The sequence below is a fragment of the Xanthomonas sp. 60 genome (assembly GCF_011761925.1).
In genome coordinates, this window is sequence record NZ_JAASQW010000003.1 from 339916 (window position 1) to 365219 (window position 25304).

Consider the following 25304-nt stretch of genomic DNA (forward strand, 5'->3'; position numbering starts at 1 on the left):
CGTGGGGTCGGGGCCGCCTACAGCAGGCCGCCGCGCTTGACCGCCAGGTAGCGTTCCACCAGCGCACCGGGCAGCGCGTCGGCGGTGACATCCAGCACCACCACCCCGTGGCTGCGCAATGCGTCGTGGGCCTGCGCGCGCTGCTCCAGGTACAGGGCGGCCGCGGCCGCCTGGGTGGCCTCCTCCAGCGTGTCCACCGGCGCATCCAGCACGCGGTCCAGCACCTGCTCGCGCAGGCTGGCCACGCACACCAGGTGGCGGCGCTGCAGCAGCTTGACCGCAGCCAGCAGGTCTTCGATGTCCTCATCGCGCACGTTGGTCACCAGCATCACCAGCGAGCGCCGTCGCTGGCGCAGCGCCAGCTCCGTCGCCGCGGCAAGGTAGTCGGTGGCCACCGGCTGCGGCTGCAGGTCATGGCTGGCCCGCAGCAGGTCGTCGATGGTGCCCATGCCTCGCTTCGGCGCGACCCAGCGGGCGTCGCCGCCGGTGGCGAACAGGCCGACGCCGTCGCCCTGGCGCAGCCCCAGATAGGCCACCACCAGCGCGGCGTTGAGCACGTGGTCGAAATGCGAGAGGCCGCCATCGCTGGCCATCATGCGGCGTCCGGTATCGATCACCAGCAGCATCTGCTGGTTCTTCTCGTCCTGGTACTCGCGCGATACCAGCCGCCGCGCGCGCGAGGTCGCCTTCCAGTCGATCTGGCGCAGGCTGTCGCCCACGCGGTACTCGCGCATCTGGTTGAAATCGGTGCCTTCGCCACGGCGGCGCTTGAGATGCGCCCCGACCATGCGCGAGGCCTGCTCGGCACTGGACAACGCGAAGCGGGTCAGCGGCACGAAGTTGGGAAACACGCGTACGTCCAGCGGCGGCGGCAGCGTGCGGCGCTGCCGCCACAACCGCCACGGCGAGCGCAGCCGCACGTGCGTGCCTTCGAAACGGAACGCGCCGCGCTGCTGGGGAACGACGATGTAGTGGAAACCACGCACGCTGCCAGGCACCAGCGACAGCCGGCGCGGCAGGCCTTCGCAGTGCCATGCCCCCGGCACCAGATCGAACACCTCCACCGCCATCGCGCGCGTGCTGTGCAGGCGCAGCGTCACCTCGCGCCGCACGCCGAGGGCGAGCGCTTCGGGCAGCTCGCGCTGCACCTCGGGCGAGGGCAGCCGGCGCAGGCGCAGCAGATCGATCAGCGCCACCACGAGCATGCCAGCGCCCACCGCCGGCCAGCTCCAGAGCGGCAGCGCGCCTGCCAGTATCGCCGCGCCGGTCGCGGCCCAGCCCAGCAACAGCCACAGCAGCAGCGCGGCCGGCCTCATCGACGCGGGGCTTCCACCTTGGTCAGCAGCGCGCCCAGCACATCGTCCGGTCCCTGGCCTTCGATCTGCAGCTCGGGCGAGAGCCCGATGCGATGCCGCAGCGCGGGACGGGCGATGTCACGCACATCGTCGGGCGTGACGAAATCACGTCCGGAAAGCAGCGCCTGCGCCCGCGCGGCGCGTACCAGCGCGATGCTGCCGCGCGGACCGGCGCCGACCGCGATGCCGGGCCAGCGACGGGTCGCGGCCACGATGCGCACCGCGTAATCGATGACCTCGGCATCGACCGTGATCGCAGACGTGGCCTGCTGCAGCGCCACCACCTCCCCGCGCGACAGGACGCGCGGTACCTGCTGCAGATCGAAATCCGAAGCGCTGTGGCCGGTGGTCACCGCATCCACCATGCGCCGCTCGTCCTCCAGCGAGGGGTAACCGATGATCACCTTCAGCAGGAAGCGGTCCATCTGCGCTTCGGGCAGCGGATAGGTGCCTTCCTGTTCAAGCGGATTCTGCGTGGCCAGCGCCATGAACGGCGGCGTCAGAGGGAACGACTCGCCCTCGATGGTCACCTGGCCTTCCTGCATCACCTCCAGCAGGGCGGACTGGGTCTTGGCCGGTGCACGGTTGATCTCGTCGGCGAGCAGCAGGTTGGTGAACACCGGCCCGCGACGGATCTTGAAGCTCTCGCTTTTCGGGTCATACACCGCGTGCCCGCTGACATCGCTCGGCATCAGGTCGGGGGTGAACTGCACACGCCCGTGGTCCAGTTCCAGCGCCTGTGCCAGCGCGCGCACCAGCAGGGTCTTGCCCAGCCCGGGCACGCCTTCGATGAGCACGTGGCCACCGGCAAGCAAGGCGATCAGGATCTGGTCGAGCACCTCGGACTGCCCGATGAACGCCTGGCCGACCGCGTCGCGGATGGCGTCCACGCGTTCGAGCAGCGTGGGGCCGCCCAGCGGTGGGGGCCGTGGCGAGGCAGGCGGCGGCGAGGGAAGGGTGGGGTCCAGTTCGGTCATAGCAGGCGTCTCATCTGGAGCAGCAGGGTGATCCGCGCCTTCAGCGCGGCCGTATCGTGGGGGGCGGGGGGCGTCAGTGCGGTCTGCACCTGCCCGCGTGGCCAGTGCAGCAACTCGGCGATGGCCTGCTCGCGTGCGGCGCCTTCCAGCACCGCCGCACTAGGCGCGCGCCGGTGCAGGCGGCGCAGGAACAGCTCGCGCACGGCCGCATGCAGGCGCGGTCCCTGCTGGTGTCGCAGCAGCAGTTCGCCGCTGGCGCGCACGTGTTCCAGCAGCGAACGCCGCTCATCCGGCGGTGTCGGCAGCAGGCTGCCAAAGCGCTGCGCGCGCGCCCACAGCCACGCCAGCAGGGCCAGCAGCAGCGGCAGCCACAGCGGCCAGCCCTCATGGACGATGCGCGCCCACAGCGAGGGCGAGCGGCTGGCGTATACCAGCCACATCGTGCCCTTGCCATAGTTCGGCGCCAGCAGGTAGCGGGTGAGATCGCGGTGCGCGCGATCGTAGAGGCCATCGCGCGGCGCGGCGGGATCGTAGGGCGGTCGGATGTCCAGCACGTCTGGTGACGCGCTGCCGTCCGGCATGCCCTTCATGAAGTCCATGTCCGCCAGGACGTCCACCAGGCCCTGGCCGCGGCGCAGCCGCACGAACACGTAGCCGGCCTCGCTTCGCCACGCACGCTGCACGTCGGCGTCGGCGGTCGGTTCGATCTGGAAGCGACGGCCGCGGCAGAACTCCACGTGGCCCGGATCGTCGGCCACGTGGAAGGGCTGGCATCTGCTCTCATGGCCGCGGCTGTCGATGCCCAGCGCCTGCAGCAGGCGCGGCTCGGCCGCAGTGGAGTCTGCGTCGGGCGGGGGCGTGCGCACCAGCAGGTGGCCACCGCTCTCCACCCAGGCCAGCAGGTGCCGCACCTGCGACGGTGCCAGCTCGGCGCTGTCCTGCAGCAGCACGACGGTGTCGCGCGGGCCGGGCGACATCGCTGCCCAGTCCAGCCGTGCGCGGCTGTGCACGGTCAGGCCGTCGGCGCGCAGCGCCTGTTTGAGCACGTACAGGGCGTTGTAGCTGGCTTCGCCCTTGGGCGGCAGCACCTTCGTTTCCGTGACCTTGTGATGGGTGCTGAAGAACACCAGCGCCAGCAGCAGCGCGATCCCCACGGCCGCCGCGCTCGCCAGCGCCCAGCGCACGCGCGGGCTCATGCGCGCCACCCGTACTGCACCTGCAGCCGCGAGGCCATCTCGTCGAAGTCCGCAAAGGTAGGCAGGCGGTCGGCATAGGCCGCGTACTGCCACAGGCGCACGACCGCGGCGAAGGCATCGCGGTCGGCCGCCTCGGGCATGCGCCGCGAGGCCCGCAGCACCTGCCCTTCGGTCGCCCCGGGTGGCAGTACCACGCTGGTGCGTTCGGCCACGGTGTCCACGCTTGCGCGATACAGCAGGGCCAGCGCCTGCCGTGGCCGTCCCTCCCGCCACAGGTGCCGCGCACGCGTGGCGATGTCCGGTGGCAGGGTGTCGGGCAGCACCAGGCTGTCCTCGGCGATGGCGCTGTGCACCGGGGCGCGGCGGCGTGCGGAACCGCGCATCCAGGGCAGCCAGCGCCGCACCGTGAGCAGCAGGACCAGTACCAGCAGTCCTACCACGAGCCACAATCCCCATTTGCTGACCAGCGCGATCAGCGCGGCCACCCCGGCGATCACCTCCGGCGGCAACGTGGTGTCGGGCCTGGTTTCACGCGCTTCGGTGGGCGTGTTGCGCTCCCAGCGCGTGCCGGTCTGGACCGGCCGCTGCAGGGGGTCTTCATACGCGCGCTGCACTGCCTGGCGGAATCCTCCGGTGTCCACCGGCGCATTGCCGAAGACGCCGGCTGGCGTGTCGTCCGGCTGCCGCACGGCGTTGCTTCGCGCCTGCGCCCGTTTGCGCAGCGCGGGCATGGCCTGTGCGTGCTGCTTGCGATTAGGGCCCGTGGCTTCGGTGACATTGCCTTCGTCGCCGGGCGTGGCGGCGTGATGCTTCAGCGGCTTTTCCGGCACGCTCCCATCGCTGGCCTGCGCGTGCACGGCACCGGGCCACAGCGGCAGCAGGGCGACCGCCAGCACCACCACGGCCACCGGTGCGCTGCGCTGCAGACGGGCACGGAGGCGACGGAAGCTGATCTCCACGTCCCAGGCTTCCATCTGCGAACGGCGGTTGAGGTACATGCCAAAGCCGGCGCCCACGTAGAATGGACCGATGGTGCAGGCCGCCAGCCACCACAGCAGGTTGAGGCCCAGCCTGGCCCACGCCGGGGTATCGCGCTGGATCATGTCCCAGGCCGCGCGCCACGAATCGGACATCAGCTCCAGCGGCATGAACAGGAACACCGCGGCCAGTGCGCCGGCCACCAGCACGGCTTCAAAGACCAGGCAGAGTACGGTGAGCACCATCGTCGGACCGCCCGCCGTCGCCAGCACCGCCTGCCGGCGCTGCGCGCGCTGGGCCGCATCGGCGCCTTCGAGCAGGTTCACCGGCAGGCATACCGCGCGGAACGGGCTCAGGCGCCGCCAGCCGAGATACCCCCAGAACCCGCGCACGTCCCACTGCCGCTGCGCGCACAGCGCCTGGCGCACGCCCACCGCATCACCGAACACGTCGCGCGAGAGCACGTACAGCGTGATGCGTTCAAAGACCGGCTTGCACCACCACATCGCCAGCCAGGCCCAGCCGAAGGCGTCGCCGTGCCACCATGCCAAACCGTTGAACAGCGCGAACAGGGGCAGCCCGGCCAGCAGCCAGACACCCCACGCCGTACGCCCCTGGCGGCGGGCCAGGGCGGTCCCCAGTTCCATCGCCTCGAAGCTGCTGCGCTCGCGCAGCACCACGTTGAGCTGGTCAATCTGCACGCGGCCCCCCGCGTCCACCCCGCCACAACCACGCCAGCACCGCCGTCCACAGCACCGCAGCCACGCTGTACTTGCCCCACGCCGGCACCTCGGCGATGGAGGACCAGAAGGCTTCGATGAAGGCAGCCACCAGCAGCATCGCCACGATGCCCAGGCACAGCCGGGCACCGGCCTTGCCCCCTTCTATCAGGGCATCCCGGCGGCGTTGGCGGCCCGGTGCCAGCAGGCGCATGCCGAGCTGCAGGCCCGCGCCACCGGCGATCACGATGGCGGTGAGCTCGAACGCGCCGTGGCCGGCCACGAAGCGCCAGAACGGATCACCATGCCCGATCCGCTGCAGGTGGCCGGCCGCCGCGCCGATGTTGAGGCCGTTGAACAGCAGCACGAACACCGTGCCCACACCCGCAAGCAGCCCGCTGGCGAACGTGCGCAGGCCGATGCTGATGTTGTTCATGATGTAGTAGCCGAACATCATCCAGTCATCGCCACTGTCGCGGCCCAGGCGCGGGTTGGACGGGTCGTACATGCGCTCCAGGTCCGCCACGGCCGTGTTGCTCATCAGCAGGTGGATCAGCTCCGGATAACGCTGCACCAGCACGAAGCTGGCCACCAGCGGCACGCCCAGCAACGCCAGCGAGACCCACATGGCCGTGGCGTGGTCACGCACCAGCTGCGGGAAATCGGCGAGCAGGAATTCGGGAATCCGTCGCCAGCGGAAGCGCGGTGTGCGGTAGAGCGCGTTGTGGCCTGCCTGCATCAGCTGCTGCAGGCGGGCCACCAGCTGGGGGCTGTAACCACGGCGCCGCGCCAGCGCCAGGTGCTGGCAGAGCCGCCGGTAACGCTGCGGCACCTCGCCGTCGGCGATCGCCGCCGGGGCACCCTCGGCCATCGCCGGCACGCGGCGTGCGCTGCGCCGGCCGTGCAGCAGCCAGTACTCCAGCTCACGCCATTCCTGCTCGTAGCGGGCGACGAACTGCTCCTGTTTCATCGGCGGCCCAGCAGCCAGTTGGCCATGGCATACAGGCGCAGCACGCCGGCCTGTCCACCGGCACCGGTCAGGGGCACGGCCAGTGCCGCCAGTTCCTGCTGCCGCTGCGGCGACAGGCGCGGCGCGCGCTCGGCGAAGGCCATCACGGCGGCCTGCTCCAGGGGCTGCAGCGGCACCGCCGGGGCCAGCACGCTGTCGATGGTGGTCGGCGCCAGGCCCGGTGCGGCCGCGGCATGCACCACCACGGTGCCGGCCACGAGGTCGCCGAGGCGCCGGCCATGGCGATCGAACAGACTGCTCAGCAGCCCCACCGCATACCCGAGCGGCAGCATGTCCACGGTACGCAGCAGGTTGCGGGTGACCGCGGCATTCCAGCCGATCGGCGCGCCATCCTGCGCCACCACCCGCAGGCCGAGGAGGCGCTTGCCAACGGTCTGGCCCCACAGCGCTTCCAGCACGATGGTGTAGGCCCAGGTCAGCAGGAACATCAGGATCAGGTACAGCCCGCGGCCGAAGCCACCGCCCAGCGCGAGCGGGACCGAGAGTACGGTCAGCGCGCCCAGGCGCACGCCAAGGTCCACCAGCCAGGCCAGCGCACGCGGGACCGGGCCGGCCACCGGAAGCTGCAGCGGCACGCCTTCCGGCGTGATCACCTCACGGTAGGTGTCCAGCATGGGAGCCGGCGTCACGGCGCAGGGGCTGGGCAGGGGTACCGGAGTCCTCTCCGGCTGGCATGCAGGGGCATGGCGTCTCGACGTCGTCCTGGTCGGTGCCCGACTTTAGCAGAGTCACCCCCGGCGGACGCTTCCGGGCACGGCGCACCGTCAGGCCAGGTACTCGTCCTTCAACCGCACGTAGTGGTCGGCCGAGTAATGCAGTGCCTCGATTTCCTTGTCGCGCAGCAGGCGCGCCGGGCGTGCCGGATTGCCCAGCCACAGCTCGCCCTCGCCGACCACCTTGCCCGGGCCCACTACGGCGCCGGCACCGACGAAGCCATGCATCGACACCCGCGCGCCATCCAGGATGCACGCACCCATGCCGATCAGGCTGTAATCGCCGATGGTGCAGGCGTGGATGATGCAGCCGTGCCCGACCGTCACGCCTTCGCCGATCAGCGTGGGATGGCCGGCTGCGTTGAACGGGCTGTGATGGCTGACATGGATGATGGTGCCGTCCTGCACGTTGGTGCGTGCGCCGATGCGCACATGGTTGACGTCGCCACGGATCACCGTGCCGGGCCACACGGACACATCCTCGCCCAGCTCGACATCGCCGATGATCGTGCAGGCAGGGTCCACGTAGGCGCGCGCGCCAACCACCGGCAGCGTGCCGCGGAACGGGCGGAGTGAGGTCATGGGTGGGGCTCCTGCAGGATGGGGAAGATCAGGCCACGCGGCCGCGCCGCGCACGCTCCAGATGCACCAGCAGCAGCGAGATCGCCGCCGGTGTCATGCCGGGAATGCGCTGGGCCTGGCCGATGGTCTGCGGGCGCACGCGCTCGAGTTTCTGCAGGGCCTCGGCGGAGAGCCCGCGCACGCTGGCGAAATCGAACGCGGCATCGATCGCCGTGCGCTCGTGGCGTTGCTGGCGCTCGATCTCATCGCGCTGGCGGTCCAGGTAACCGGCGTACTTCACCCCGATCTCCACCTGTTCGGCCACCTTGGCATCGTCCACCGCCGGGCCCAGCGAGGGCACCTGCATCAGCCGGGCATAATCCAGTTCGGGGCGTTTGATCAGGTCCAGCACCGTGGTCTCGCGGCTCACCGCCACCCCCAGGACCTGCTCCACCTCACGGCCCAGCGCGTTGCCCGGGGTCACCCACACGGCCCGCAGCCGGGCACTTTCGGCGGCCACGGCGGCCTGCTTGGTCTCGAACGCCGCCCAGCGCCGGTCATCCACCAGGCCCATGCCGCGGCCGACCGGCGTCAGGCGCTGGTCGGCGTTGTCCTCGCGCAGCTGCAGTCGGTACTCGGCACGGCTGGTGAACATGCGGTACGGCTCGGTGGTGCCGTGGGTGATCAGGTCATCCACCAGCACGCCGAGGTAGGCCTCGTCGCGGCGCGGGCACCAGCCCTCCAGCCCCTGCACCTGGCGCGCGGCGTTCAGGCCGGCGAGCAGGCCCTGCGCCGCCGCCTCCTCGTAGCCGGTGGTGCCGTTGATCTGCCCGGCGAAGAACAGCCCCTGGACCGTTTTGGTTTCCAGCGTGGCCTTCAGTCCGCGCGGGTCGAAGTAGTCGTATTCGATGGCATACCCGGGCCGGGTGATGTGCGCGTTCTCGAAGCCACGGATGCTGCGCACCATCGCCAGCTGCACATCGAACGGCAGCGAGGTGGAGATTCCGTTCGGGTAGATCTCCACGATGCCCAGTCCCTCGGGCTCGACGAAGATCTGGTGGCTTTCCTTCTCGGCAAAGCGCACCACCTTGTCTTCGATGGACGGGCAGTAACGCGGACCGATGCCCTCGATCTGCCCGCTGTACAGCGGCGAGCGGTGCAGCGATTGGCGGATGATCTCGTGGGTACGCGCGCTGGTATGGGTGATCCAGCAGCTCACCTGTGGCGGATGCTCGTCCACCGAGCCCAGGAAGGACATCACCGGGCGCGGGTCATCGCCGGGCTGCTCGTCCATCACGGTGTAATCCAGCGAGCGCCCGTCGATACGCGGCGGCGTGCCGGTTTTCAGGCGATCCACCTGGAAGGGACGCTCGCGCAAGCGTGCGGCGAGCGTGGTGGCCGGCGGGTCACCCATGCGTCCGGCGGCATACTGGGTGGGGCCTACATGGATCCTCCCGGCCAGGAAGGTGCCGGCGGTCAGCACCACGGCCGCCGCGTCGAAACGCAGGCCGGTCTGGGTGAGCACACCGCACACGCGGTCGCCCTCGATCACCAGATCGTCCACGGCGGCCTGGAAAACCGTCAGGTTCGGCTGCGATTCGACGATCGCCCGGATCGCCATGCGGTACAGGTTGCGGTCGGCCTGGCAGCGGGTGGCGCGCACGGCCGGGCCCTTGGACGCGTTCAAGGTGCGCCACTGGATGCCGGCACGGTCGGCGGCATGCGCCATGGCGCCGCCGAGGGCGTCGATCTCCTTGACCAGATGGCCCTTGCCGATGCCGCCGATCGCCGGATTGCAGCTCATCGCGCCCACGGTCTCGATGTTGTGGGTCAGCAGCAGGGTGTGCGCACCGGCGCGTGCCGAGGCCAGTGCGGCTTCGGTGCCGGCATGGCCACCGCCGATGACGATGACATCGTAGCGCTGGAAGGAATCAGTCATGGAAGGACATTCGCAGGGGGTCAGGTGCCGCAGGTCGGGCGCCGGGGGTGGTGATTTTAGCGCCAATCACGGCCCGCGCCGAAAACGACCCTAAAGTTGGCATGTTTCCTGCGGATAACTATTCAGCACTCAACGTGATCGGCGCCTCAGGCGCTACGGACCGGAATTGGAACAGGGGCTGGTCCAGATGCACGCGGGGGAAGCGAAGGGCCGGCAGTCGGGGGACTGTCCGGCCCGGTTTTTTTCCAGCACCGGTGAAACACAAAGGCCCCGCTTGCGCGGGGCCTTTGCTTTCAGAGGTGCCGACATCCGACAGGGCCGGAACAGGGGGGATCCAGATGTTCCCGGCGGATATCGGCATGGAACGGGGTGACCTGCCGCGTCGTTTTTGTCACTTTAGGACGCTGCGGGGCACTGCGCGATCAGCTTGCCGCTTCTTTGAAAGCTGATCAAGCGGTTTTCAGCGTTCAACCTGCCGTTCTGTGGAGCGGTTCATGTTTCGCCACGGCGAGCCGCTCGGACGCGGGCTTGCCGGACGCGGCGGCGGAGAGGGACGTGACTGCGGCGGCGGCGACGGACGGTTCCCGCCCATGCTCGGGCGCGGACCGGCGTTGCCATCCATGTTGCGCCAGGGCGAGCCGCTCTGGCGCGGCGGCCGCGGCCGATCCGGCGGTGGACGGTGGCCCCCCTGCGGCGGACGATGATTGTGCGGCGGGCGGTAGTTCGGGTACGGGCGGTAGACCGGGTACCCACCGCCATAGTAGCCGCCACCGTAATAGCCACCCCCGCCGTAGTAGCCGCTCCCATAACCATAGGGATAGCTGGAGGGGTAGCCGTAGGGATACCGGTACTGGGTGGAGGGCGTGCCGTGGTAGTAGCCGCTTCCGCCGCCACCGCCGCCACTACCGACATAGTCGTACGTCGCACAGCCGGACAGGGCCAGCAACAGGCCTCCGGCGAGAGTCAGACGGATCTTCATGATGGGTGCCCCCCAGGGTTCTGTACCCCAGCTTCGGCCGAGCGCGTTGAATACGCCCTTAACTCGGAAGACAAAGCATGAACGGCGGATTTTAGCCAGCCCGTTCCGGCCTGCACGCGAGCGCAAACGCACGCCGGGCTTACGTTAATCTCTGTGCATGAATGAGGTGTTGCTGCCCCGCACTGAAGACCTGCTCGCCGCCGCCGCGCGGATTGCGACGCACGCCACCGTGACGCCGGTACTGCGTTCGCTTGCGCTGGATGCGCTCGCCGGCCTGGACCTGTCGATGAAGGCCGAGCACCTGCAACGCACCGGGGCCTTCAAGTTCCGGGGCGCCTGCAATGCCGTGTGGGCGCTGACGGACGAACAGGCCGCGCGGGGCGTGGTCACGCATTCCTCGGGCAACCACGGGGCGGCGCTGGCGCTTGCCGCCCGCACGCGCGGGATCGCCTGCCATGTCGTGGTACCCGAAGGCGCCGTGGCCGCCAAGCTGGACAACATCACCCGCCACGGCGCCACGTTGTGGCGGTGCGCACCGACCATCGCCGCGCGCGAACGGATGTGCGCCCAGGTGCAGGCCGAGACCGGCGCCACGCTGGTGCATCCCTACGCCAATACCGAGGTCATGGCCGGGCAGGGCACCGCGACGCTGGAGCTGTTGCACGCGGTGGGACCGCTGGATGTGATGGTGGTGCCGGTCGGTGGCGGTGGGCTGGCCGCCGGCACGGCGCTGGCGCTGCAGCATGCCGCGCCCCAGAGCCGCCTGCTGCTGGCCGAGCCCGCCGGCGCGGCCGACACCGCCCGCTCGCTGGCGGCCGGTGCGCTGCGCCTGGAGTTCACGCCGCAGACCCTCTGCGACGGCCTGCGCGGCACCCTGGGCGCCCCCAACTTCGCCGTGCTGCGCGCCGCAGGCGCCGACGTGGTAGTCGTGGAAGACGCCGCGACCGTGGCCGCCATGCGCCTGCTCTGGCAGGTGACCAAGCAGGTCGTGGAGCCTTCTTCGGCCATCGCGCTGGCGGCGGTGCTGGCCCACCGCGACGCACTGGCCGGGCTGCGCGTGGGACTGGTGCTGTCCGGTGGCAATGTCGATCTGGACGCATTGCCCTGGGGGGGCCGATGAGCCGCCGCCGCACCGGCGTGCTGGGGTGGCTGTGGCGCCTGTTCCTGCTGGTGCTGGCCTGGCTGCTGGGGGTGACCGCGTGGATCGTCTGGGTGGGTGAGCGAGACCAGGCCGGTCGTGCCGACGCGATCATCGTGCTCGGCGCGGCCGCCTACGATGCCAAACCCTCGCCGGTGTTCCAGGAGCGCATCCGCCACGGCCTGGATCTGTACCGCGCCGGTTACGCACCCCTGCTGATCTTCACCGGCGGCTACGGCGGCAGCGGTGCACGCTTTTCCGAGTCCCAGGTGGCGCGGCGCTATGCGATGAAGGAAGGCGTACCGGACGATGCCATCCTGATCGAAACGGCTTCGCGCAACACGGTGCAGAACCTGGAAGAAGCCAAGCGGCTGATGGACCAGCGCGGCATCGGCCGGGTGATCATCGTCAGTGATCCGCTGCACATGGCGCGCGCGCTGCGGCTGGCACGTGCGCTGGACATCGACGCGCTGGCGTCATCCACGCCGAGCACGCGTTTCCGCAGCTTCCATACCAGCTGGCGTTTCCTGGCGCAGGAAATCTATTTCTTCCATCGCGACCTGCTCACGGGCCAGGCACGCTGACCGGACCGCCGACCGGTCAGGGCGTCCGGCGGCGGATCGGAATGGCCGCGACGGGCATGCTGGCGATGTCTTCGCCCTGGCCGCGGATCGGGGCGCCGGGCGGTGGCGCCCAGGCGTGCGCATAGATCACCTCCCAACTGCTGGGCAGCGTGCCGTCGGCGCGGCGCAGCGGCTCGTAGGCCTGCGCCGCGGCGGAAAAACGCGCGCGTCCGGTAAGCGTGCGGCGCCGGTCCTGGCGCGCATTGGTGGCGCCGAGCGCGCGCAGCTCGCGCATCAGGGCGGGCAGGTCCGGGTAGGTCAGGGTGAACAGGTCGCGGTCCAGGACCGGATCACGGAAGCCGGCCATCATCAGCGCGTCGCCGAACTGCGCGATCGGCGCGAAGCGGCTGACGTGCGGCACGTTGTCCGTGCTGGCGAAGGCCTCGTTGAGTTCGATGAGCGTCTCCGGGCCGAAGCTGGAGCTCAACAGCAGGCCGCCGGGCCGGAGCACGCGGCGGAAGCCGGCGAACACGGCCGGCAGGTCCTCCACCCAGTGCAGGCACAGGTTGCTGAAGATCAGATCCACGCTGTTGTCGGCCAGCGGCAGCGCGGCCGCATCGGCGGCCACGCGCTGGAAGGGCTTCCACCAGCCGGCCTGGCGCCGTGCCTGGCGCAGCATCGCCGGGGCTGCATCGAGGGCGATCACCTGGGCCTTCGGCCAGCGCTTTTTCAAGGCGGCCGCACCGTGTCCGGTGCTCGCGCCGACGTCCAGGATGACCTCCGGCGTGCGTGACTCCAGGTAGTCCAGCGATTCCATCAGGCGGGTGCGCACCTCGCGGTGCAGGGCGGCAGCGCCATCGAAGGTGGCGGCGGCCCGCGCGTGGGCACGGCGGACATGCGAAGGATCGTGGCGGGGGTCCATGGACATCTCGTTTCAGCAGGCCAGCGTCAGAACGTGCCCGGGTAGGCGCCGCCGTCGATCAGCAGGTTCTGCCCGGTGATGTAGCCGGCGTGCGCGCTGCACAGGAACGCGCACGCCGCCCCGAACTCATCGGGCTGGCCGAAGCGCCCGGCGGGAATGGCACGCTGCTTCTGCTCGGCGATGGCCTCGGCAGGCAGCCCCTGCTGGCGCGCGGTGTAGGCGAAGTTGCCACGCAGGCGGTCGGTGTCGAACTGGCCCGGCAGCAGGTTGTTGAGGGTGACGTTGGCCTGCACGGTGCGCCGCGCCAGTCCGGCAACGAAGCCGGTCAGCCCGGAGCGCGCGCCGTTGGACAGGGCCAGGATGTCGATCGGTGCCTTCACCGCAGAGGAGGTGATGTTGACGATGCGGCCGAAACGGCGCTCGATCATCGCATCCACGGTAGCGCGGATCAGGGCGATCGGCGCGAGCATGTTGGCATCCAGCGCGGCGATCCAGTCCTCGCGCTCGAAATCGCGGAAGTCACCCACCGGCGGACCGCCGGCGTTGGTGACCAGGATGTCCACCTGCGGGCAGGCGGCGAGTGCGGCCGCACGACCGGCTTCGGTGGTGATGTCGGCGGCCACGCCCTGTACCTGGCCGGCACCGGGCAGGGCGCGCAGCTGCTCGGCGGCCTGCTGCAGCGCGGTCTCACCGCGGCTGACGATGACCAGGTGGACGCCCTCGGCGGCGAGGGCACGCGCGCAGCCCAGGCCCAGGCCTTTGCTGGCCCCGCAGACCAGTGCCCAGCGACCGGCGATTCCCAGATCCATGTTGCGTGTCTCCCGTGCAGCGAAGGCTGCATTCTCGCCGATCTGCTCAGGACAGCGTGGCAACGAACTGTTTCATGAGGCTGGCGACCTCGTCCGGCTGTCCCAGGAACGGTGCGTGGCCGCCCTGGGCCACGGTGACCACGCGGGCGCGGGGGGCCAGCGCTGCGCAGGCCTGCAGCGCCGCCGGGGAGGCGAGCCGGTCACGCTGCCCGGCCAGCCACAGGCTCGGACACGGCAGGCCCGGGAGCGCGCCGCGCAGGTCGGTGCCCTGCAGCAGGGCCAGCCCTTCGGTCAGTGCACGCGGCGCCGGCGGACCGCTGGCGAGCAGGCGCTCGCGCAGTGCCTGCAACGGCTCGGGCGGTCCCTTGGCGGCCATCAGGTCCAGCGCCAGGAACCTGTCCAGCGTGGCCGGAAACTTTGTGGCCAGGTCGTGCGCGAGATGTGGCAGCACCGCCGGCTCACCGCCATGGGGCCAATCGGCGCTGCGCTGGAAGCGCGCCGAGCCGGCGATCATCACCAGGCCGCGGACACCCGGAAGCGTGGCCGCCGCGTGCAGCGCGAACAGGCTGCCCAGCGACCAGCCACACCACACCGCAGGCGGCGTGCTGCGCGCGACGGCATTGACCACATACGGCAGGCGCAGCGGCGTGGTGTCCTCGAAGCTGTGGCCATGGCCGGGCAGATCAACGATGTGCAGGGTCAGGTGGTCGGCGAGGCGTTCGGCCAGCGGCGCGAACACCTCGCCCTGCAGGCCCCAGCCATGGATCAGCACCAGGTCCGGCCCGCTGCCGGTGATACGGATATGCATTGTCTTCCCTCAGGCCTGCAGCGCGGTGACGGACACACCGCTGTCCTGCACGCCGTCGCGCGCGAAGGCGAGCGCGTCCAGCAGGTGCGCCACCTGCCCGTGCGAATGCAGGGCGGACAACAGCACCCGCAGATGGGCCGGCGCGGCGGCGCGCGCGGGCACCGCATCCACCCACCAGCCTGCGTGTTCCAGGGCGGTGGCCAGCGCGTGCGCCTGCGCATCGCTCTCGCACAGCACCGGCTGGATCGGCGTTTCCGACGCGCCCAGGACCAGGCCGAGGCGTCGCGCCTGTGCACGGAACTGCTGCACGCGTTCGCCGACTTTTTCGCGGCGCCAGTCATCGCGACGCGCCAACCGCAGCGATGCCAGCGCCGCCGCCGCCAGCGCAGGCGGCATCGCCATGCCATCGGTCTGCACGCCTGCGGTCACCGCGATGTGCTGCACCAGCGTGGCATCGCCGGCGATCAGCGCGCCGTGGCTGCCCAGCGCACCGTCGAGCGCGACCAGCCGCAGCGGCACGTCGGCCACGTCCAGGCCGGCGGCGGCGATGCTGCCACGGCCCTGCTCACCGAGCAGGCCACAGCCCTGCGCATCGTCCACGTACAGCAGCGCGGACTGCAGGCGCGCCAGCAGCGCCAGCGAGCGCAGCGGCGCGAGCTCGCCATCGCCGCTGAACACACCTTCGCTGACCACCATCGCCACCTGATCGGGCGCACTGCGAAGCTGGCGCATCGCGCCCTCGGCATCCTGGTGGGGATAGCGGCGCAGGCGCGCGCCGGCCAGGCGGGTGGCGTCCAGCAGGCTGCGGTGGTTGCCGGTGTCCTGCACACAGAGGTCGTCCTCTTCGCACAGCAGCACCTGCTGCACGGCGAGGTTGGCGGCATGGCGGCTTTCGAACAGCACGGCATCGGGAACGTCCAGCCATTGGGCGACCTCGCGCTCGAGTGCCTCGTGCAGCGCGTGGCGCCCGGCGCCGGCGAACGCGCCCTGTGCGCCGATGCCATCGCGCGCGGCGGCATCCTGCAGCGCGTTGATCACGCCGAACTGCTGGCCAAGGCCGAGGTGATCGGTGCTGTTGAACGCGGTCAGCCAGCGGCCCTCGATCTCCACCCGAACACCGTCGCGCCGGCCCACGACCGGCGCCGCCGAGCCCTGCAGTGGCACGGCGTGCAGGGAACGCTGGGCGTGGACGCGCGCGGACAGTTCGGGACGGGCCATGACGGTGGCGGGGTGGTCAGGGAGGGGCGGCTAGCGTAGCGCGTCGTGCCGATGCGTGCGCGGCGGCGCCGAGCGCCGCGCACGCTGGCTGGGGCACCGCTGACCCGCGCCGCCGCGGTGCCCCGACAGCCATGGGGCCCGCTTGCGCGCACGCTGGATGGCCCGCGCCGCGAAAGGTTCCGCTGATGCTCCGCTTGCCGCTCCAACGCTGCGCCCGCGCGCTCGCACGCCAGTTGTTTCCCTCGCGCTGCCAGATCTGCGGCGACCGCGGCGCGCTGGACCGTGAACTGTGCGTGGCCTGCAGCCTGGCGCTTGCCTGGCACACCGATGCCTGCCCCCGCTGCGCCGCGCCGCTGCCCGACGAGGCCGATGACCTCTGCTTCGACTGCCAGGAAGCACCGCCACCGCTGCAGGCGTGCTGGGCCAGCCTGCGTTACGAGGGCGCCCTGCCGATGCTGCTGCGGCGCTTCAAGTTCCATGAAGACCTCCCGGCGGGGCGTCTGTGCGCGCAGCTCATGCAGGCGTCTCCGCCGCCGTGGGACGTGCCGGTGCTGTGCGCGGTGCCGCTGCATGTCCAGCGCCTGCGCCGCCGCGGCTACAACCAGGCCGGTGAGCTGGTGCGGTTGCTGGGGGCACCGCGCTGGGACGGGCTGCGCCGCATACGGGCCACCGCGCCGCAGTCGGAACGCAACGCGGCTGATCGTCGGCGCAACCTGGTCGATGCATTCGCCGTGGTGGGGCGCGTGCCCCCGGCCGTGATCCTGGTGGACGATGTCATGACGACCGGCAGCACGCTCGCGGCGGCGGCCGAGGCCCTGCACGCCGCCGGCTGTCGTGAGGTCCGCGCTTGGGTCTGCGCGCGGGTGCCCTGAGCGCCCGCTGCGGCACGGGCCCGGAAGACACGCGCATGAAAAAGCCGGCGCTGAAGACTCAGCGCCGGCTCCGATGTACCGCGAAGGTGCGGAGATCAGCCCTTCATGGCGTGCTTGCGGGCACGCATGATGTTGTGGCATTCCTGCACTTCCGGGAACAGCTGGGTGACTTCCTGGCGGGCAGCCGGGGTCAGGTCGGCGTCCTGCAGGGCGTCCTTGAAGGCGGCCAGCAGGCGATCTTCCGACTCTTCCAGCTCGGCCACGTAGCCGTAGTTGGTGTCACCGAAGGCGGCGCGGACTTTGCCGTACATCGTCTGCATCTTGCCGCGCAGGGTGCCGTGCTGGGCCGGCTCGCCACCGGTGGCGGCAACGGTGCTGCTCAGCGAGGCGATGATGCGGCCCTTGACGCCGGCGATGCGGGTGAACAGCGCCTTCAGCTCGGCATCCTGGACCTTGCCGGCGGCTTCGTTGTAGAAGTCCTGGCCGTCGCGGGCGATCTCGATCAGGTCGTTGAGGTTGTGCTCGGTCTTGGAATCGGTGCTCATGGTGTGTGCTCCTGTGGTCTCGTAGGTCAGCGTCGCGTTCGTCGTGTCGCTGTACGGCCCCACCTTGGAACAGGTGGGATCTACCGCAGGTGACGATGAATTGATGGGGCCGTCATCTGTCTCAACCAAAGGTCAACGACGGGCTCACGTGTCCGGATTGACCCTTGATCGTCGTGAGCAAGGCCTCAGCCACGGCCAGGTCCACCGCACGGCCATCGAAGATCGTGCAGGCACGGTTCAATGAAACGCAGGCGCAGGTGATGAACAGCGAGGTGATCCGGAGGGCGGCGATCGGGCGTCCCGACGTGCGTGGCCACCTGGGCGGCAGGCCTGCTGGAGATGGTGCGCCCGGAGGGATTCGAACCCCCGACCAATGGCTTCGGAAGCCACTACTCTATCCGGCTGAGCTACGAGCGCGTTGTGCAGTCTCCCCGCCACCGGCAGCGGCCGGGGAGCGGACCCGCATTCTATCCACTTTCGGACGATAAATCTCCCCCGACGTGGCGGGCGCGGACCGGACCGCGCTCAGCGCAGCGCCAGGTCCACGGCGAGGCCGGCGAACAGCGCCGCCCCGACCCAGTTGTTGTGCAGGAAGGCCTTGAAACACGGCCCGCGCTCACGGTTGCGGCACAGCCAGAACTCGTAGGCCACCAGCACCGCCGCCACGGCCACGCCACCGAAGTAGGACGCGCCAAGCCCGGCGCGGAGTCCTACCAGCGCCATCGTGGCCAGGAACAGGGTGTACAGGATGCCCTGGATCACCAGGTCCAGATCGCCGAAGAGGATCGCGGTGGAATGCGATCCCATCTTGAGGTCATCCTCGCGGTCGACCATGGCGTACCAGGTGTCGTACGCGGTAGACCACAGGATGTTGCCCGCATACAACAGCCAGGCCAGCATCGGCACTTCGCCCTGCACGGCGGCGAAGGCCATCGGGATGCCCCAGCCGAACGCCATGCCGAGGTAGACCTGAGGCAGGTGGGTATAGCGCTTGAGGTAGGGGTAACTGGCTGCCAGGAAGATGCCGACGACGCTCAGTGCCACCGTCAGGCCATTCAAGGTCAACACCAGCGCGAAGGCCACCACCATCAGCACGGCGAACAGCAGCAGGGCGTGCCGCCCACGGATCGCACCGCTGGCCAGCGGACGGTCCCGGGTGCGCTCCACGTGCGGATCCAGCCAGCGGTCGGCGTAGTCGTTGATGACGCAGCCAGCCGAGCGGGTCAGCCACACCCCTGCGGTGAACACGAACAGCGTCCACCACGGCGGCAGGCCGCCGGCTGCCAGCCACAGCGCCCACCAGGTCGGCCAGAGCAGCAGCAACGTGCCGATGGGACGGTCGGCGCGCATCAGGGACCAGTACTGCCGCCAGCGCGGTACGGCCGGTTTCACCGGCGCGGAAAAACGTTCGTATGCCATCTGCCAAGGATACCGCCTGCACGGGGCAAGCCTGCTCCTGCGCGAGGGCAGGGATGGCGGTCGGCGCGGTGCGGTAGAATCCGGCGGACCGGGCGCGCCGGCCGCAGACGCCCGTCCGCACAGCCGCGCGGTGCCTGAAACGAAGGATGTCGAGCATGAAGATCGCCGTTGCCGGAACCGGGTATGTGGGCCTGTCCAATGCCGTGCTGCTTGCCCAGAACCACGAGGTGGTGGCGCTGGACATCGATGCAGCCCGCGTGGACGGGATCAATGCCCACCAGGCGCCGATCGAAGATCGTGAGATCGAGCAGTTCCTGGCGCAGCGCCGCTTGAACCTGGTGGCCACGCTGGACCCGCGGCAGGCGTACGCGGGCGCGGCGTTCGTGATCATCGCCACCCCGACCGATTACGATCCGCAGTCGAACTATTTCAACACTACCTCCGTCGAGTCGGTGATCGGCGATGTCATGGCCATCAACCCCGAGGCGGTGATGGTCATCAAGTCCACGGTGCCGGTGGGCTGCACCAATGCCCTGCGCGAGAAGTACGGCACCCAGAACATCATCTTCTCGCCGGAGTTCCTGCGCGAGGGCAAGGCGCTGCATGACAACCTGCACCCGAGCCGCATCATCGTGGGCGAACGTTCCGCCCGGGCCGAGGCGTTCGCCGATCTGCTGAAGGAGGGTGCCATCAAAAAGGACGTGCCGACCCTGTTCACCGATGCCACCGAAGCCGAGGCCATCAAGCTGTTCGCCAACACCTACCTGGCCATGCGCGTGGCGTACTTCAACGAGCTCGATACCTACGCCGCCTCGCATGGGCTTGATACGCGGCAGATCATCGAAGGCGTAAGCCTGGATCCGCGCATCGGCGGGCACTACAACAACCCGTCCTTCGGCTACGGCGGCTACTGCCTGCCCAAGGACACCAAGCAGCTGCTGGCCAACTACAGCAACGTGCCGCAGAGCCTGATCCACGCCATCGTGGAGGCCAACCGCACGCGCAAGGATTTCATCGCCGATGAAGTCATCAAGCGGCGACCGCGCGTGGTGGGCATCTACCGCCTGGTGATGAAGGCCGGCTCGGACAACTTCCGCGCCTCGGCCATCCAGGGCGTGATGAAACGGATCAAGGCCAAGGGCATCCAGGTCATCGTGTACGAACCGGTGCTGCGCGAGGCGGAGTTCTTCAATTCACGCGTGGTCAACGATCTGGGGGCGTTCAAGGCCGAGGCCGATCTCATCGTGGCCAACCGGCTCACCGACGAGCTCTCCGACGTACTGGACAAGGTGTACAGCCGCGACCTGTTCGGCGGCGATTGAAGGTTGGCCCCCCGCGTCAGGTGGCTGAATAGCGATCATGCAGATCGGCGATGACTTGATGAGATCGCTCCTTAATCCTTAAGGTGCCTGTGCCGCAAGCCTTTAGGGGCACACCGGGGATGATCTTGACGCGGCACTGCGCGTGTCCGCACGGCGTGTTAACCCGCCGCTGTGGAATCTGATCCGGACCGCCGCATTTCGCGAGCGGCACCGGAGAACGGAAATGGCCAATCAGAACCAGCAGAACCAGCAGCAGGACAACCAGCGCGGTCAGCAGCAGGATCGTGGCCGCGATCAGCAGCAGCAACAGCAGCAGGATCAGCAGCGCGATCAGAAGAACCAGCAGCAGGGCGGCAACGAAGAAGAAGAGTGAGTCGTGCGCCGTGGTGTGAGATGAACTGAAACCCCGCTCCGGCGGGGTTTCTGCTGCAAGGCGCTGATTCAGCGGCTGGCGACGTGCCAGCCCTGCGCAGGGGCGTCCAGTACCGCACCGGTGGCCACATTGCCCAGGCGCACGCGCACGCCCGCCACGGCAGGCAGCACGCGGCCCTCGGGGAACCAGCGCCGGGCCGCATCCACCAGGATCAGCAGGCCTTCGTCATCGCCCATCGGCGCGAACTGCGGCGATGGGGCAGACAAGGGCTGCAGACCGAAGCAGGCCTCCACCGCCGCCTGCGTGGCCGGCACGTCCGTACTCGGCAGGCCGACTTCGCTCAGGCAGGTGAGTTCGCTGCCATGGAAATCCCCCTCGCGCGAAGAAGCCGGCAAGCGCCTGCGACCGATCAGCTCCAACACCAGCTCGTCCGGCCCGGTGAAGTACAGCGATTGCGATTGCCAGCTGCTTTCAAGCGCGAAATACGTCCTGCCGTCACTGTCCTGCTGCAACGGGGCACGCGCGCGCAGCCACGCTTCGGCCGCGGGGAAGCGGTTGTCCGGCACGTTGAAGGCCAGGTGCACGCCGCCGGCCTGCGCGCCGTGCGCAGCGGTGAGGTGGAGCGTGCTCCAGCCGATCCGCACGCGGTCGTCTTCGACGGGAAGCTGCAGGACGTCGCGGAAGTAGGCCGCTACAGCGGGTACGTCGGCGACGGGAAGGGTGAGTTCGAGAATGCGCATGGGGGCAGGGTGGCACAGGGGCGGTGCAGGGCGTGCGGAGGACGCCGTCAGTGCGGGGACACGGCTGGACCCTGGCGTGCGCCCGGGGTGAAACCCTGGGCGCGCGCGCGCCAGGCGATGGACAGGCCGAGGGCCAGCAGGGCCGCCATGGCGATGGGGAAGGTCTGCGCGCCCCATTGGTCCAGCAGGACCCCACCGAGGATCCCGCCGCCGGCAATGACGCTGTTCCAGGCCACGACATTGAGCGAGAGCGCCACGTTCGCACCGTCTCCTGCACTGTCTGCCAGGGCCGTCTGCAGCAGGGTCGCCGCGCCGCCGAAGGTCAGGCCCCATATCGCCACACACGCATACACCAGGATGGGCTGTGCCGGGAACAGGGCCAGCACCACCGAAACCATCAGAAAGATGGCCAGTGACATCAGCACGGCGCGACGCAGATGGTGGTCCACCTGCTTGGCTGCCACGGCGATGCCGACCAGTGCGGTTGCCCCGAAAAGCAACAGCAGCACATCCACACGGTGGCCGAGCCCGGCTTGCTCCGCGAAGGGCGCCACATACGTATAGAGGATGTTGTGTGCAAGCATCCACGCCATCACCGTGGCCAGGACGGGCCGTACGCCCGGCGTCGTGAGCACCCGGCGCAACGGCACGCGCTGGGCCGCCGACTGGCCTGCGTAGTCAGGCACTTTGAGCAGCACCCACACGATCAACACCACCGTCAGCGCCGACATGGCCGCGAACGCCGTGCGCCAGCCGAGCAGGCTGCCCATCCACGTGCCCAAGGGCACCCCGAGGGACAGCGCGACGGGCGTGCCCACCATGGCGATCGCCATGGCCTTGCCTTGTTGATCCGGCTGCACCATGCGCCGCGCATAGCCGGCCAGCAGGCTCCACGCCAGGCCGGCCACCGCGCCGGCGAAGAACCGCGCAACCAGCGTGAGGGTGTAATCGTGGGAGAGCGCCGTGACCGTGTTGAACACCAGGAAGCCGACGATGGTGAGCAGCAGCACATTGCGTCGCCGCCAGTGCTGGGAGGCGAGGGTCAGGGGTATGGCGGCCAGCACCGAGCCCAGGGCATAGGCGGTCACCGTCTGCCCTGCCAACGCCGGACTGACGCCGAGCCCATCGGACATTAACGGAAGCAGGCCGGCCGGCAGAGTTTCGGTGACGATACAGATGAAACCGGTCATCGCCAGTGCCAGCAGGGCGGCGATGGGGAGCGGCGTGGTGGACGAAGCAGGCACAGACGGCATGGGGGCACGCATGGAGAGTCCTCGGGGGTCGACGCCATCCATGGCGTGATATATATCGTTCGGTACATAAGTGGGCGGAAGAAGGCACCGTTCGGACGGCCCCCACGGAGACATTGTGTACCGTTCGGTATATTTATGCGGCAACACCGCGTTGTCAATGATTTCTGTATCAATTAGTATTCAAGTGGGCTCAGGAGGATCTCATGGCGCAGATGGGCAGGCCACGCAGCTTCGACCGCGACGCGGCGGTCGAACAAGCGCTGCACCTTTTCTGGGCACAGGGCTATGAATCCACATCGCTGAACCAGCTGAAGGCCGCCATCGGCAAAGGCATCACCGCGCCCAGCTTCTATGCCGCGTTCGGCTCGAAGGAAGCGCTCTACCGGGAATGCATGGAGCGCTACCTGTCCACCTATGGTCAGGTAACCCAATGCCTATGGGACACCACGCTGGCGCCGCGGCAAGCGGTGGAACGCGCGCTGCGTGGCTCGGCGAAGATGCAGTGCGATGACGGCCACCCCCGGGGCTGCATGGTGGCCCTGGGGGTGATGAGCGCCCCTTCGCCCGAGCTGCTGGACCTCACCGCGCCGCTGACACGCTCCCGGGAGCGCACGCGCGCCGGCCTGCGCGCCTGCGTTGATCGTGGAATTGCCAACGGAGAGCTCCCCGCGCAGACCGATGCCGCCGCCCTGGCCTGCATGTTCGACAGCTTCCTGCTCGGTCTCACCACGCTTGCCCGCGATGGACTGGGCCTCGATACGCTGGATGCTGCGATCACCCAGGTCATGCGCCTGTGGGGCACCGGGACGCACTGACGCGGCCTGGCCTCTTGGGCCGTCAGTCGGAGCTTTCGACTGCGGCGCCACGGAGGTGAGTGTCCAGGAACGCTCGGACCACCGGAACGATCTGCGCCGAATGGGTTTCCAGGGCGAAGTGCCCCGTGTCGTAGAAATGGATCTCGGCGCTGGGAAGATCGCGCTTCCAGGCCTGCGCACCGGCGGGAAGGAAGTAGGGATCGTTGCGCCCCCACACCGCCAGCAGGGGCGGCTGGTGCGCACGGAAATACGACTGGAAGGCCGGGTACAGCTTCACGTTGGAGGCGTAATCCAGCAGCAGATCCAGCTGGATATCCGCGTTGCCCGGCTGTGCGACCCGCAGGCCTTCCAGCGTGTAGCCATCCGGGGCCACGCGGGTGGGGTCGCTGACACCTTCGAGGTACTGCCATTTGACGGACGCGGCAGTCGGGAAGTCCGCCAGGGCGGCACGGTTTTCCGCACTCGGGTGCTGCCAGTACCGACGGATGGGATCCCAGCCTTTGGCCAGCCCTTCCTCGTACGCGTTTCCGTTCTGCGAGATCAGCGCGGTGACACGCTCCGGATGCGCAATGGCCAGGCGCCATCCAACCGGCGCGCCGTAGTCATGCACCATCAGCGCATAGCGCTCCAGCTTCAGTTGCTGGGTGAACTGATCAATCGTGCGGGTCAGCGTGTCGAACGTGTAGGGGTAGGCATCGCGGCCGGGCGCTTCGGTATGGCCGAAAGCGGGCAGGTCGGGCGCGATCACATGATAGGTATCGGCGAGGCCGGCAATGACGTCGCGGTACATGTAGGACGACGCGGCGAAGCCATGCAGCAGCAGGACGGTAGGGGCGGCGCGGGGACCTGCCTCGCGATAGAACACCCTGACGTCGCCGACCTGTTCGTACCGATGGTGCACGGTGGTGTCCGCCGGGGCGGCCTGCGCACCGCTGACCAGGGCAGCGGTGGTCAGCCCGAGGGAGGCAAGAGAAGTGCGAAGTGTCATAAGGATCGCCTGTAACCGTTCAAGAGTGTTTTTGAAGGTTACGCACCTGCGTGGTAACCTGTCAAACATATAATTGGAGGTTACACGTGACGCATCCCATCGCTGGCGCTCCACAGTTCGTCGCCCACGACCTGGGCCTGGACTTCATCAATACTGCCTACGGGCCGCCGGCAGCCCCGGTGGAGGTGCTGGTGGACGATGCCTCGGTGATCCATTGGCTGGTGGCGGCCGGGGCGCTGGAGGCGGCGCCCACGCATGTGCCGCGAGGGCTTGCACAGCTCGCGGTGGCCTTGCGTGATGAAGTCCGGGACCTGCTTTCAGCCGCGCAGGCGGGTGGAGCGTTCCAGGCGCCGGTGGTCAACCGCGTGCTGGAGGAGGGGCGGCCGCGCCTGCAGTTGGTCGCATCTCCCGGCACCGCCGCCCCGCGCGTTGTGCAAAGCCGTCGCAACGACAGTGCCGAGAGTCTGCTCGAACCTGTCGCGGCGGCCGTGGCCCAGCTGCTTTCCGGTGCAGATCTCGGCGATGTCCGGCAGTGCGAAGCGCATGATTGCTCGCTGGTCTTCCACGACACCACCAAATCACGAAAGCGGCGCTGGTGCAGCATGGCCCAGTGCGGCAACCGCATGAAGGTGGCGGCGTATCGATCGCGCCGGAGTGCCGGGTGAGATCCGGGGGCGGCAGCAATGCGCCGGAGAATGGCGCTCGGCCGATCAGTCCGGCGAGGAGGCCAGCAGTGACTGCGCGCGTACGGAGAGCGGGCAGCCGCGCGCGTGCAGCAGGGCAATGGCTTCGCGCGTTCGCCGCACCAGGCCGGTGTTGGCGATGAACGTGGCCTTCGTGCCATGGAATTCCAGCACGATGTTTTCGGTGCCGCGCGTTCTGCGGTAGTCCACCCGGGCGATGTCACGGTAGGCCCGGGTGTGGGTGCGCAGGACGCGGTACTCCACGTGGTCCGCGTGCAGGACCAGCGTCGGGCTGAGGCTGTTGTGCGCCCAGGCAAACCAGGGAAGGACGGTGAGCCCGGCGAAGGCGGCTTCCAGCGTGACGGTCAACGGTGTGTCCAAGCGAGCCT

At 69.2% G+C, this 25304-nt stretch carries 26 protein-coding genes and 1 tRNA gene; 7 read left to right on the forward strand and 20 right to left on the reverse strand.

Annotation, left to right across the window (positions count from 1 at the left end):
• Positions 1-17: 17 nt before the first annotated feature.
• The 9 genes from FHY09_RS08470 to FHY09_RS08510 all read right to left on the reverse strand — a co-directional run bounded on the left by FHY09_RS08470 (position 18) and on the right by FHY09_RS08510 (position 10447).
• Complete coding sequence (locus FHY09_RS08470) at positions 18-1316, reverse strand: DUF58 domain-containing protein (protein ID WP_166926108.1); 1299 nt, start codon at positions 1314-1316, stop codon at positions 18-20.
• Positions 1313-2332 (reverse strand): AAA family ATPase, encoded by a 1020-nt coding sequence (locus FHY09_RS08475; RefSeq protein ID WP_166926109.1) that lies wholly within the window; start codon positions 2330-2332, stop codon positions 1313-1315. Before FHY09_RS08475 ends, FHY09_RS08470 begins: the two co-directional genes overlap by 4 nt.
• Complete coding sequence (locus FHY09_RS08480) at positions 2329-3528, reverse strand: DUF4350 domain-containing protein (RefSeq protein ID WP_166926110.1); 1200 nt, start codon at positions 3526-3528, stop codon at positions 2329-2331. Before FHY09_RS08480 ends, FHY09_RS08475 begins: the two co-directional genes overlap by 4 nt.
• On the reverse strand, positions 3525-5207 hold the full coding sequence (locus FHY09_RS08485) for a DUF4129 domain-containing protein (RefSeq protein ID WP_166926111.1): 1683 nt from the start codon (positions 5205-5207) through the stop codon (positions 3525-3527). Before FHY09_RS08485 ends, FHY09_RS08480 begins: the two co-directional genes overlap by 4 nt.
• Positions 5197-6195 (reverse strand): stage II sporulation protein M, encoded by a 999-nt coding sequence (locus tag FHY09_RS08490; protein WP_166926113.1) that lies wholly within the window; start codon positions 6193-6195, stop codon positions 5197-5199. Before FHY09_RS08490 ends, FHY09_RS08485 begins: the two co-directional genes overlap by 11 nt.
• Complete coding sequence (locus FHY09_RS08495; protein WP_166926115.1) at positions 6192-6869, reverse strand: RDD family protein; 678 nt, start codon at positions 6867-6869, stop codon at positions 6192-6194. Before FHY09_RS08495 ends, FHY09_RS08490 begins: the two co-directional genes overlap by 4 nt.
• A 150-nt stretch (positions 6870-7019) precedes the next feature.
• On the reverse strand, positions 7020-7550 hold the full coding sequence (locus FHY09_RS08500; RefSeq protein WP_166926117.1) for a gamma carbonic anhydrase family protein: 531 nt from the start codon (positions 7548-7550) through the stop codon (positions 7020-7022).
• 28 nt (positions 7551-7578) lie between these two features.
• The gene (gene mnmG / locus FHY09_RS08505) at positions 7579-9468 is read right to left on the reverse strand and encodes a tRNA uridine-5-carboxymethylaminomethyl(34) synthesis enzyme MnmG (RefSeq protein ID WP_166926119.1); all 1890 of its coding nucleotides are present in this window, start codon (positions 9466-9468) and stop codon (positions 7579-7581) included.
• 460 nt (positions 9469-9928) lie between these two features.
• On the reverse strand, positions 9929-10447 hold the full coding sequence (locus tag FHY09_RS08510; protein WP_166926121.1) for a hypothetical protein: 519 nt from the start codon (positions 10445-10447) through the stop codon (positions 9929-9931).
• Between the two features lie 157 nt (positions 10448-10604).
• Here FHY09_RS08510 and FHY09_RS08515 point away from each other — a divergent pair, with 157 nt between their 5' ends.
• Both FHY09_RS08515 and FHY09_RS08520 read left to right on the forward strand, forming a co-directional pair.
• A complete protein-coding gene (locus tag FHY09_RS08515; RefSeq protein ID WP_166926123.1) occupies positions 10605-11567 on the forward strand; it encodes a pyridoxal-phosphate dependent enzyme in 963 nt (320 codons plus the stop codon).
• Positions 11552-12169 carry a YdcF family protein gene (locus FHY09_RS08520; RefSeq protein ID WP_166926578.1) on the forward strand — a complete coding sequence of 206 codons (618 nt, stop codon included), beginning with the start codon at positions 11552-11554 and terminating at the stop codon, positions 12167-12169. Before FHY09_RS08515 ends, FHY09_RS08520 begins: the two co-directional genes overlap by 16 nt.
• A gap of 16 nt (positions 12170-12185) precedes the next feature.
• Here the strand turns inward: FHY09_RS08520 and bioC are convergent, their stop codons facing one another.
• Genes bioC through FHY09_RS08540 form a run of 4 tightly spaced genes read right to left on the reverse strand, consistent with a single transcriptional unit; the run spans position 12186 to position 15905 of the window.
• Complete coding sequence (gene bioC / locus FHY09_RS08525; protein ID WP_166926125.1) at positions 12186-13070, reverse strand: malonyl-ACP O-methyltransferase BioC; 885 nt, start codon at positions 13068-13070, stop codon at positions 12186-12188.
• 26 nt (positions 13071-13096) lie between these two features.
• Entirely contained in the window at positions 13097-13879 is a 783-nt protein-coding gene (locus tag FHY09_RS08530) for an SDR family oxidoreductase (protein WP_166926126.1), read from the reverse strand.
• Between the two features lie 46 nt (positions 13880-13925).
• The gene (gene bioH / locus FHY09_RS08535) at positions 13926-14687 is read right to left on the reverse strand and encodes a pimeloyl-ACP methyl ester esterase BioH (RefSeq protein WP_166926128.1); all 762 of its coding nucleotides are present in this window, start codon (positions 14685-14687) and stop codon (positions 13926-13928) included.
• Positions 14688-14696: 9 nt separating this feature from the next.
• Positions 14697-15905 (reverse strand): aminotransferase class I/II-fold pyridoxal phosphate-dependent enzyme, encoded by a 1209-nt coding sequence (locus FHY09_RS08540; protein WP_166926130.1) that lies wholly within the window; start codon positions 15903-15905, stop codon positions 14697-14699.
• A 185-nt stretch (positions 15906-16090) separates the two neighbouring features.
• Between FHY09_RS08540 and FHY09_RS08545 the strand changes: the two genes are divergently transcribed.
• Positions 16091-16777 (forward strand): double zinc ribbon domain-containing protein, encoded by a 687-nt coding sequence (locus FHY09_RS08545; protein WP_166926132.1) that lies wholly within the window; start codon positions 16091-16093, stop codon positions 16775-16777.
• Positions 16778-16872: 95 nt separating this feature from the next.
• Here FHY09_RS08545 and FHY09_RS08550 read toward each other — a convergent pair whose 3' ends face one another.
• The 3 genes from FHY09_RS08550 to ubiA all read right to left on the reverse strand — a co-directional run bounded on the left by FHY09_RS08550 (position 16873) and on the right by ubiA (position 18741).
• Positions 16873-17322, reverse strand: coding sequence for a PA2169 family four-helix-bundle protein (locus tag FHY09_RS08550; protein ID WP_166926134.1), 450 nt, complete (start codon positions 17320-17322; stop codon positions 16873-16875).
• A gap of 340 nt (positions 17323-17662) precedes the next feature.
• Positions 17663-17739, reverse strand: a tRNA-Arg gene (locus FHY09_RS08555).
• Positions 17740-17847: 108 nt separating this feature from the next.
• Positions 17848-18741, reverse strand: coding sequence for a 4-hydroxybenzoate octaprenyltransferase (gene ubiA, locus FHY09_RS08560; protein ID WP_166926136.1), 894 nt, complete (start codon positions 18739-18741; stop codon positions 17848-17850).
• A gap of 155 nt (positions 18742-18896) precedes the next feature.
• On the opposite strand from ubiA, the gene FHY09_RS08565 reads away from it, so the two are divergent.
• Together FHY09_RS08565 and FHY09_RS08570 are read left to right on the forward strand one after the other, a co-directional pair.
• Positions 18897-20063 (forward strand): nucleotide sugar dehydrogenase, encoded by a 1167-nt coding sequence (locus FHY09_RS08565; protein ID WP_166926138.1) that lies wholly within the window; start codon positions 18897-18899, stop codon positions 20061-20063.
• A 223-nt stretch (positions 20064-20286) separates the two neighbouring features.
• On the forward strand, positions 20287-20436 hold the full coding sequence (locus FHY09_RS08570) for a hypothetical protein (RefSeq protein WP_166926140.1): 150 nt from the start codon (positions 20287-20289) through the stop codon (positions 20434-20436).
• 68 nt (positions 20437-20504) lie between these two features.
• Here the strand turns inward: FHY09_RS08570 and FHY09_RS08575 are convergent, their stop codons facing one another.
• Positions 20505-21176: a VOC family protein gene (locus FHY09_RS08575; RefSeq protein ID WP_166926142.1), complete on the reverse strand. Its 672-nt coding sequence runs from the start codon at positions 21174-21176 to the stop codon at positions 20505-20507.
• Between the two features lie 47 nt (positions 21177-21223).
• Positions 21224-22429, reverse strand: a complete 1206-nt coding sequence (locus FHY09_RS08580) for an MFS transporter (protein ID WP_166926144.1) — start codon at positions 22427-22429, stop codon at positions 21224-21226.
• Positions 22430-22632: 203 nt separating this feature from the next.
• On the opposite strand from FHY09_RS08580, the gene FHY09_RS08585 reads away from it, so the two are divergent.
• Entirely contained in the window at positions 22633-23244 is a 612-nt protein-coding gene (locus tag FHY09_RS08585) for a TetR/AcrR family transcriptional regulator (RefSeq protein WP_166926146.1), read from the forward strand.
• 22 nt (positions 23245-23266) lie between these two features.
• Here the strand turns inward: FHY09_RS08585 and FHY09_RS08590 are convergent, their stop codons facing one another.
• Positions 23267-24232, reverse strand: coding sequence for an alpha/beta hydrolase (locus FHY09_RS08590; RefSeq protein ID WP_166926148.1), 966 nt, complete (start codon positions 24230-24232; stop codon positions 23267-23269).
• An 86-nt stretch (positions 24233-24318) separates the two neighbouring features.
• Here FHY09_RS08590 and FHY09_RS08595 point away from each other — a divergent pair, with 86 nt between their 5' ends.
• Positions 24319-24897 carry a CGNR zinc finger domain-containing protein gene (locus tag FHY09_RS08595; RefSeq protein ID WP_456362746.1) on the forward strand — a complete coding sequence of 193 codons (579 nt, stop codon included), beginning with the start codon at positions 24319-24321 and terminating at the stop codon, positions 24895-24897.
• A 45-nt stretch (positions 24898-24942) separates the two neighbouring features.
• On the opposite strand, the gene FHY09_RS08600 is transcribed toward FHY09_RS08595, so the two are convergent.
• Positions 24943-25296, reverse strand: a complete 354-nt coding sequence (locus FHY09_RS08600) for a hypothetical protein (RefSeq protein ID WP_456362747.1) — start codon at positions 25294-25296, stop codon at positions 24943-24945.
• Between the last annotated feature and the right edge of the window lie 8 nt (positions 25297-25304).

Excerpts from the sequence above, each read along its gene's own strand:
- FHY09_RS08470 (WP_166926108.1), bottom strand. The coding sequence starts at position 1,316 with ATGAGGCCGGCCGCGCTGCTGCTGTGGCTGTTGCTGGGCTGGGCCGCG.
- FHY09_RS08475 (WP_166926109.1), bottom strand. The coding sequence starts at position 2,332 with ATGACCGAACTGGACCCCACCCTTCCCTCGCCGCCGCCTGCCTCGCCA.
- FHY09_RS08480 (WP_166926110.1), bottom strand. The coding sequence starts at position 3,528 with ATGAGCCCGCGCGTGCGCTGGGCGCTGGCGAGCGCGGCGGCCGTGGGG.
- FHY09_RS08490 (WP_166926113.1), bottom strand. The coding sequence starts at position 6,195 with ATGAAACAGGAGCAGTTCGTCGCCCGCTACGAGCAGGAATGGCGTGAG.
- FHY09_RS08495 (WP_166926115.1), bottom strand. The coding sequence starts at position 6,869 with ATGCTGGACACCTACCGTGAGGTGATCACGCCGGAAGGCGTGCCGCTG.
- FHY09_RS08500 (WP_166926117.1), bottom strand. The coding sequence starts at position 7,550 with ATGACCTCACTCCGCCCGTTCCGCGGCACGCTGCCGGTGGTTGGCGCG.
- mnmG (WP_166926119.1), bottom strand. The coding sequence starts at position 9,468 with ATGACTGATTCCTTCCAGCGCTACGATGTCATCGTCATCGGCGGTGGC.
- FHY09_RS08510 (WP_166926121.1), bottom strand. The coding sequence starts at position 10,447 with ATGAAGATCCGTCTGACTCTCGCCGGAGGCCTGTTGCTGGCCCTGTCC.
- FHY09_RS08515 (WP_166926123.1), top strand. The coding sequence starts at position 10,605 with ATGAATGAGGTGTTGCTGCCCCGCACTGAAGACCTGCTCGCCGCCGCC.
- bioC (WP_166926125.1), bottom strand. The coding sequence starts at position 13,070 with ATGGACCCCCGCCACGATCCTTCGCATGTCCGCCGTGCCCACGCGCGG.
- FHY09_RS08530 (WP_166926126.1), bottom strand. The coding sequence starts at position 13,879 with ATGGATCTGGGAATCGCCGGTCGCTGGGCACTGGTCTGCGGGGCCAGC.
- bioH (WP_166926128.1), bottom strand. The coding sequence starts at position 14,687 with ATGCATATCCGTATCACCGGCAGCGGGCCGGACCTGGTGCTGATCCAT.
- FHY09_RS08540 (WP_166926130.1), bottom strand. The coding sequence starts at position 15,905 with ATGGCCCGTCCCGAACTGTCCGCGCGCGTCCACGCCCAGCGTTCCCTG.
- FHY09_RS08545 (WP_166926132.1), top strand. The coding sequence starts at position 16,091 with ATGCTCCGCTTGCCGCTCCAACGCTGCGCCCGCGCGCTCGCACGCCAG.
- FHY09_RS08550 (WP_166926134.1), bottom strand. The coding sequence starts at position 17,322 with ATGAGCACCGATTCCAAGACCGAGCACAACCTCAACGACCTGATCGAG.
- ubiA (WP_166926136.1), bottom strand. The coding sequence starts at position 18,741 with ATGGCATACGAACGTTTTTCCGCGCCGGTGAAACCGGCCGTACCGCGC.
- FHY09_RS08565 (WP_166926138.1), top strand. The coding sequence starts at position 18,897 with ATGAAGATCGCCGTTGCCGGAACCGGGTATGTGGGCCTGTCCAATGCC.
- FHY09_RS08570 (WP_166926140.1), top strand. The coding sequence starts at position 20,287 with ATGGCCAATCAGAACCAGCAGAACCAGCAGCAGGACAACCAGCGCGGT.
- FHY09_RS08575 (WP_166926142.1), bottom strand. The coding sequence starts at position 21,176 with ATGCGCATTCTCGAACTCACCCTTCCCGTCGCCGACGTACCCGCTGTA.
- FHY09_RS08580 (WP_166926144.1), bottom strand. The coding sequence starts at position 22,429 with ATGCCGTCTGTGCCTGCTTCGTCCACCACGCCGCTCCCCATCGCCGCC.
- FHY09_RS08585 (WP_166926146.1), top strand. The coding sequence starts at position 22,633 with ATGGCGCAGATGGGCAGGCCACGCAGCTTCGACCGCGACGCGGCGGTC.
- FHY09_RS08590 (WP_166926148.1), bottom strand. The coding sequence starts at position 24,232 with ATGACACTTCGCACTTCTCTTGCCTCCCTCGGGCTGACCACCGCTGCC.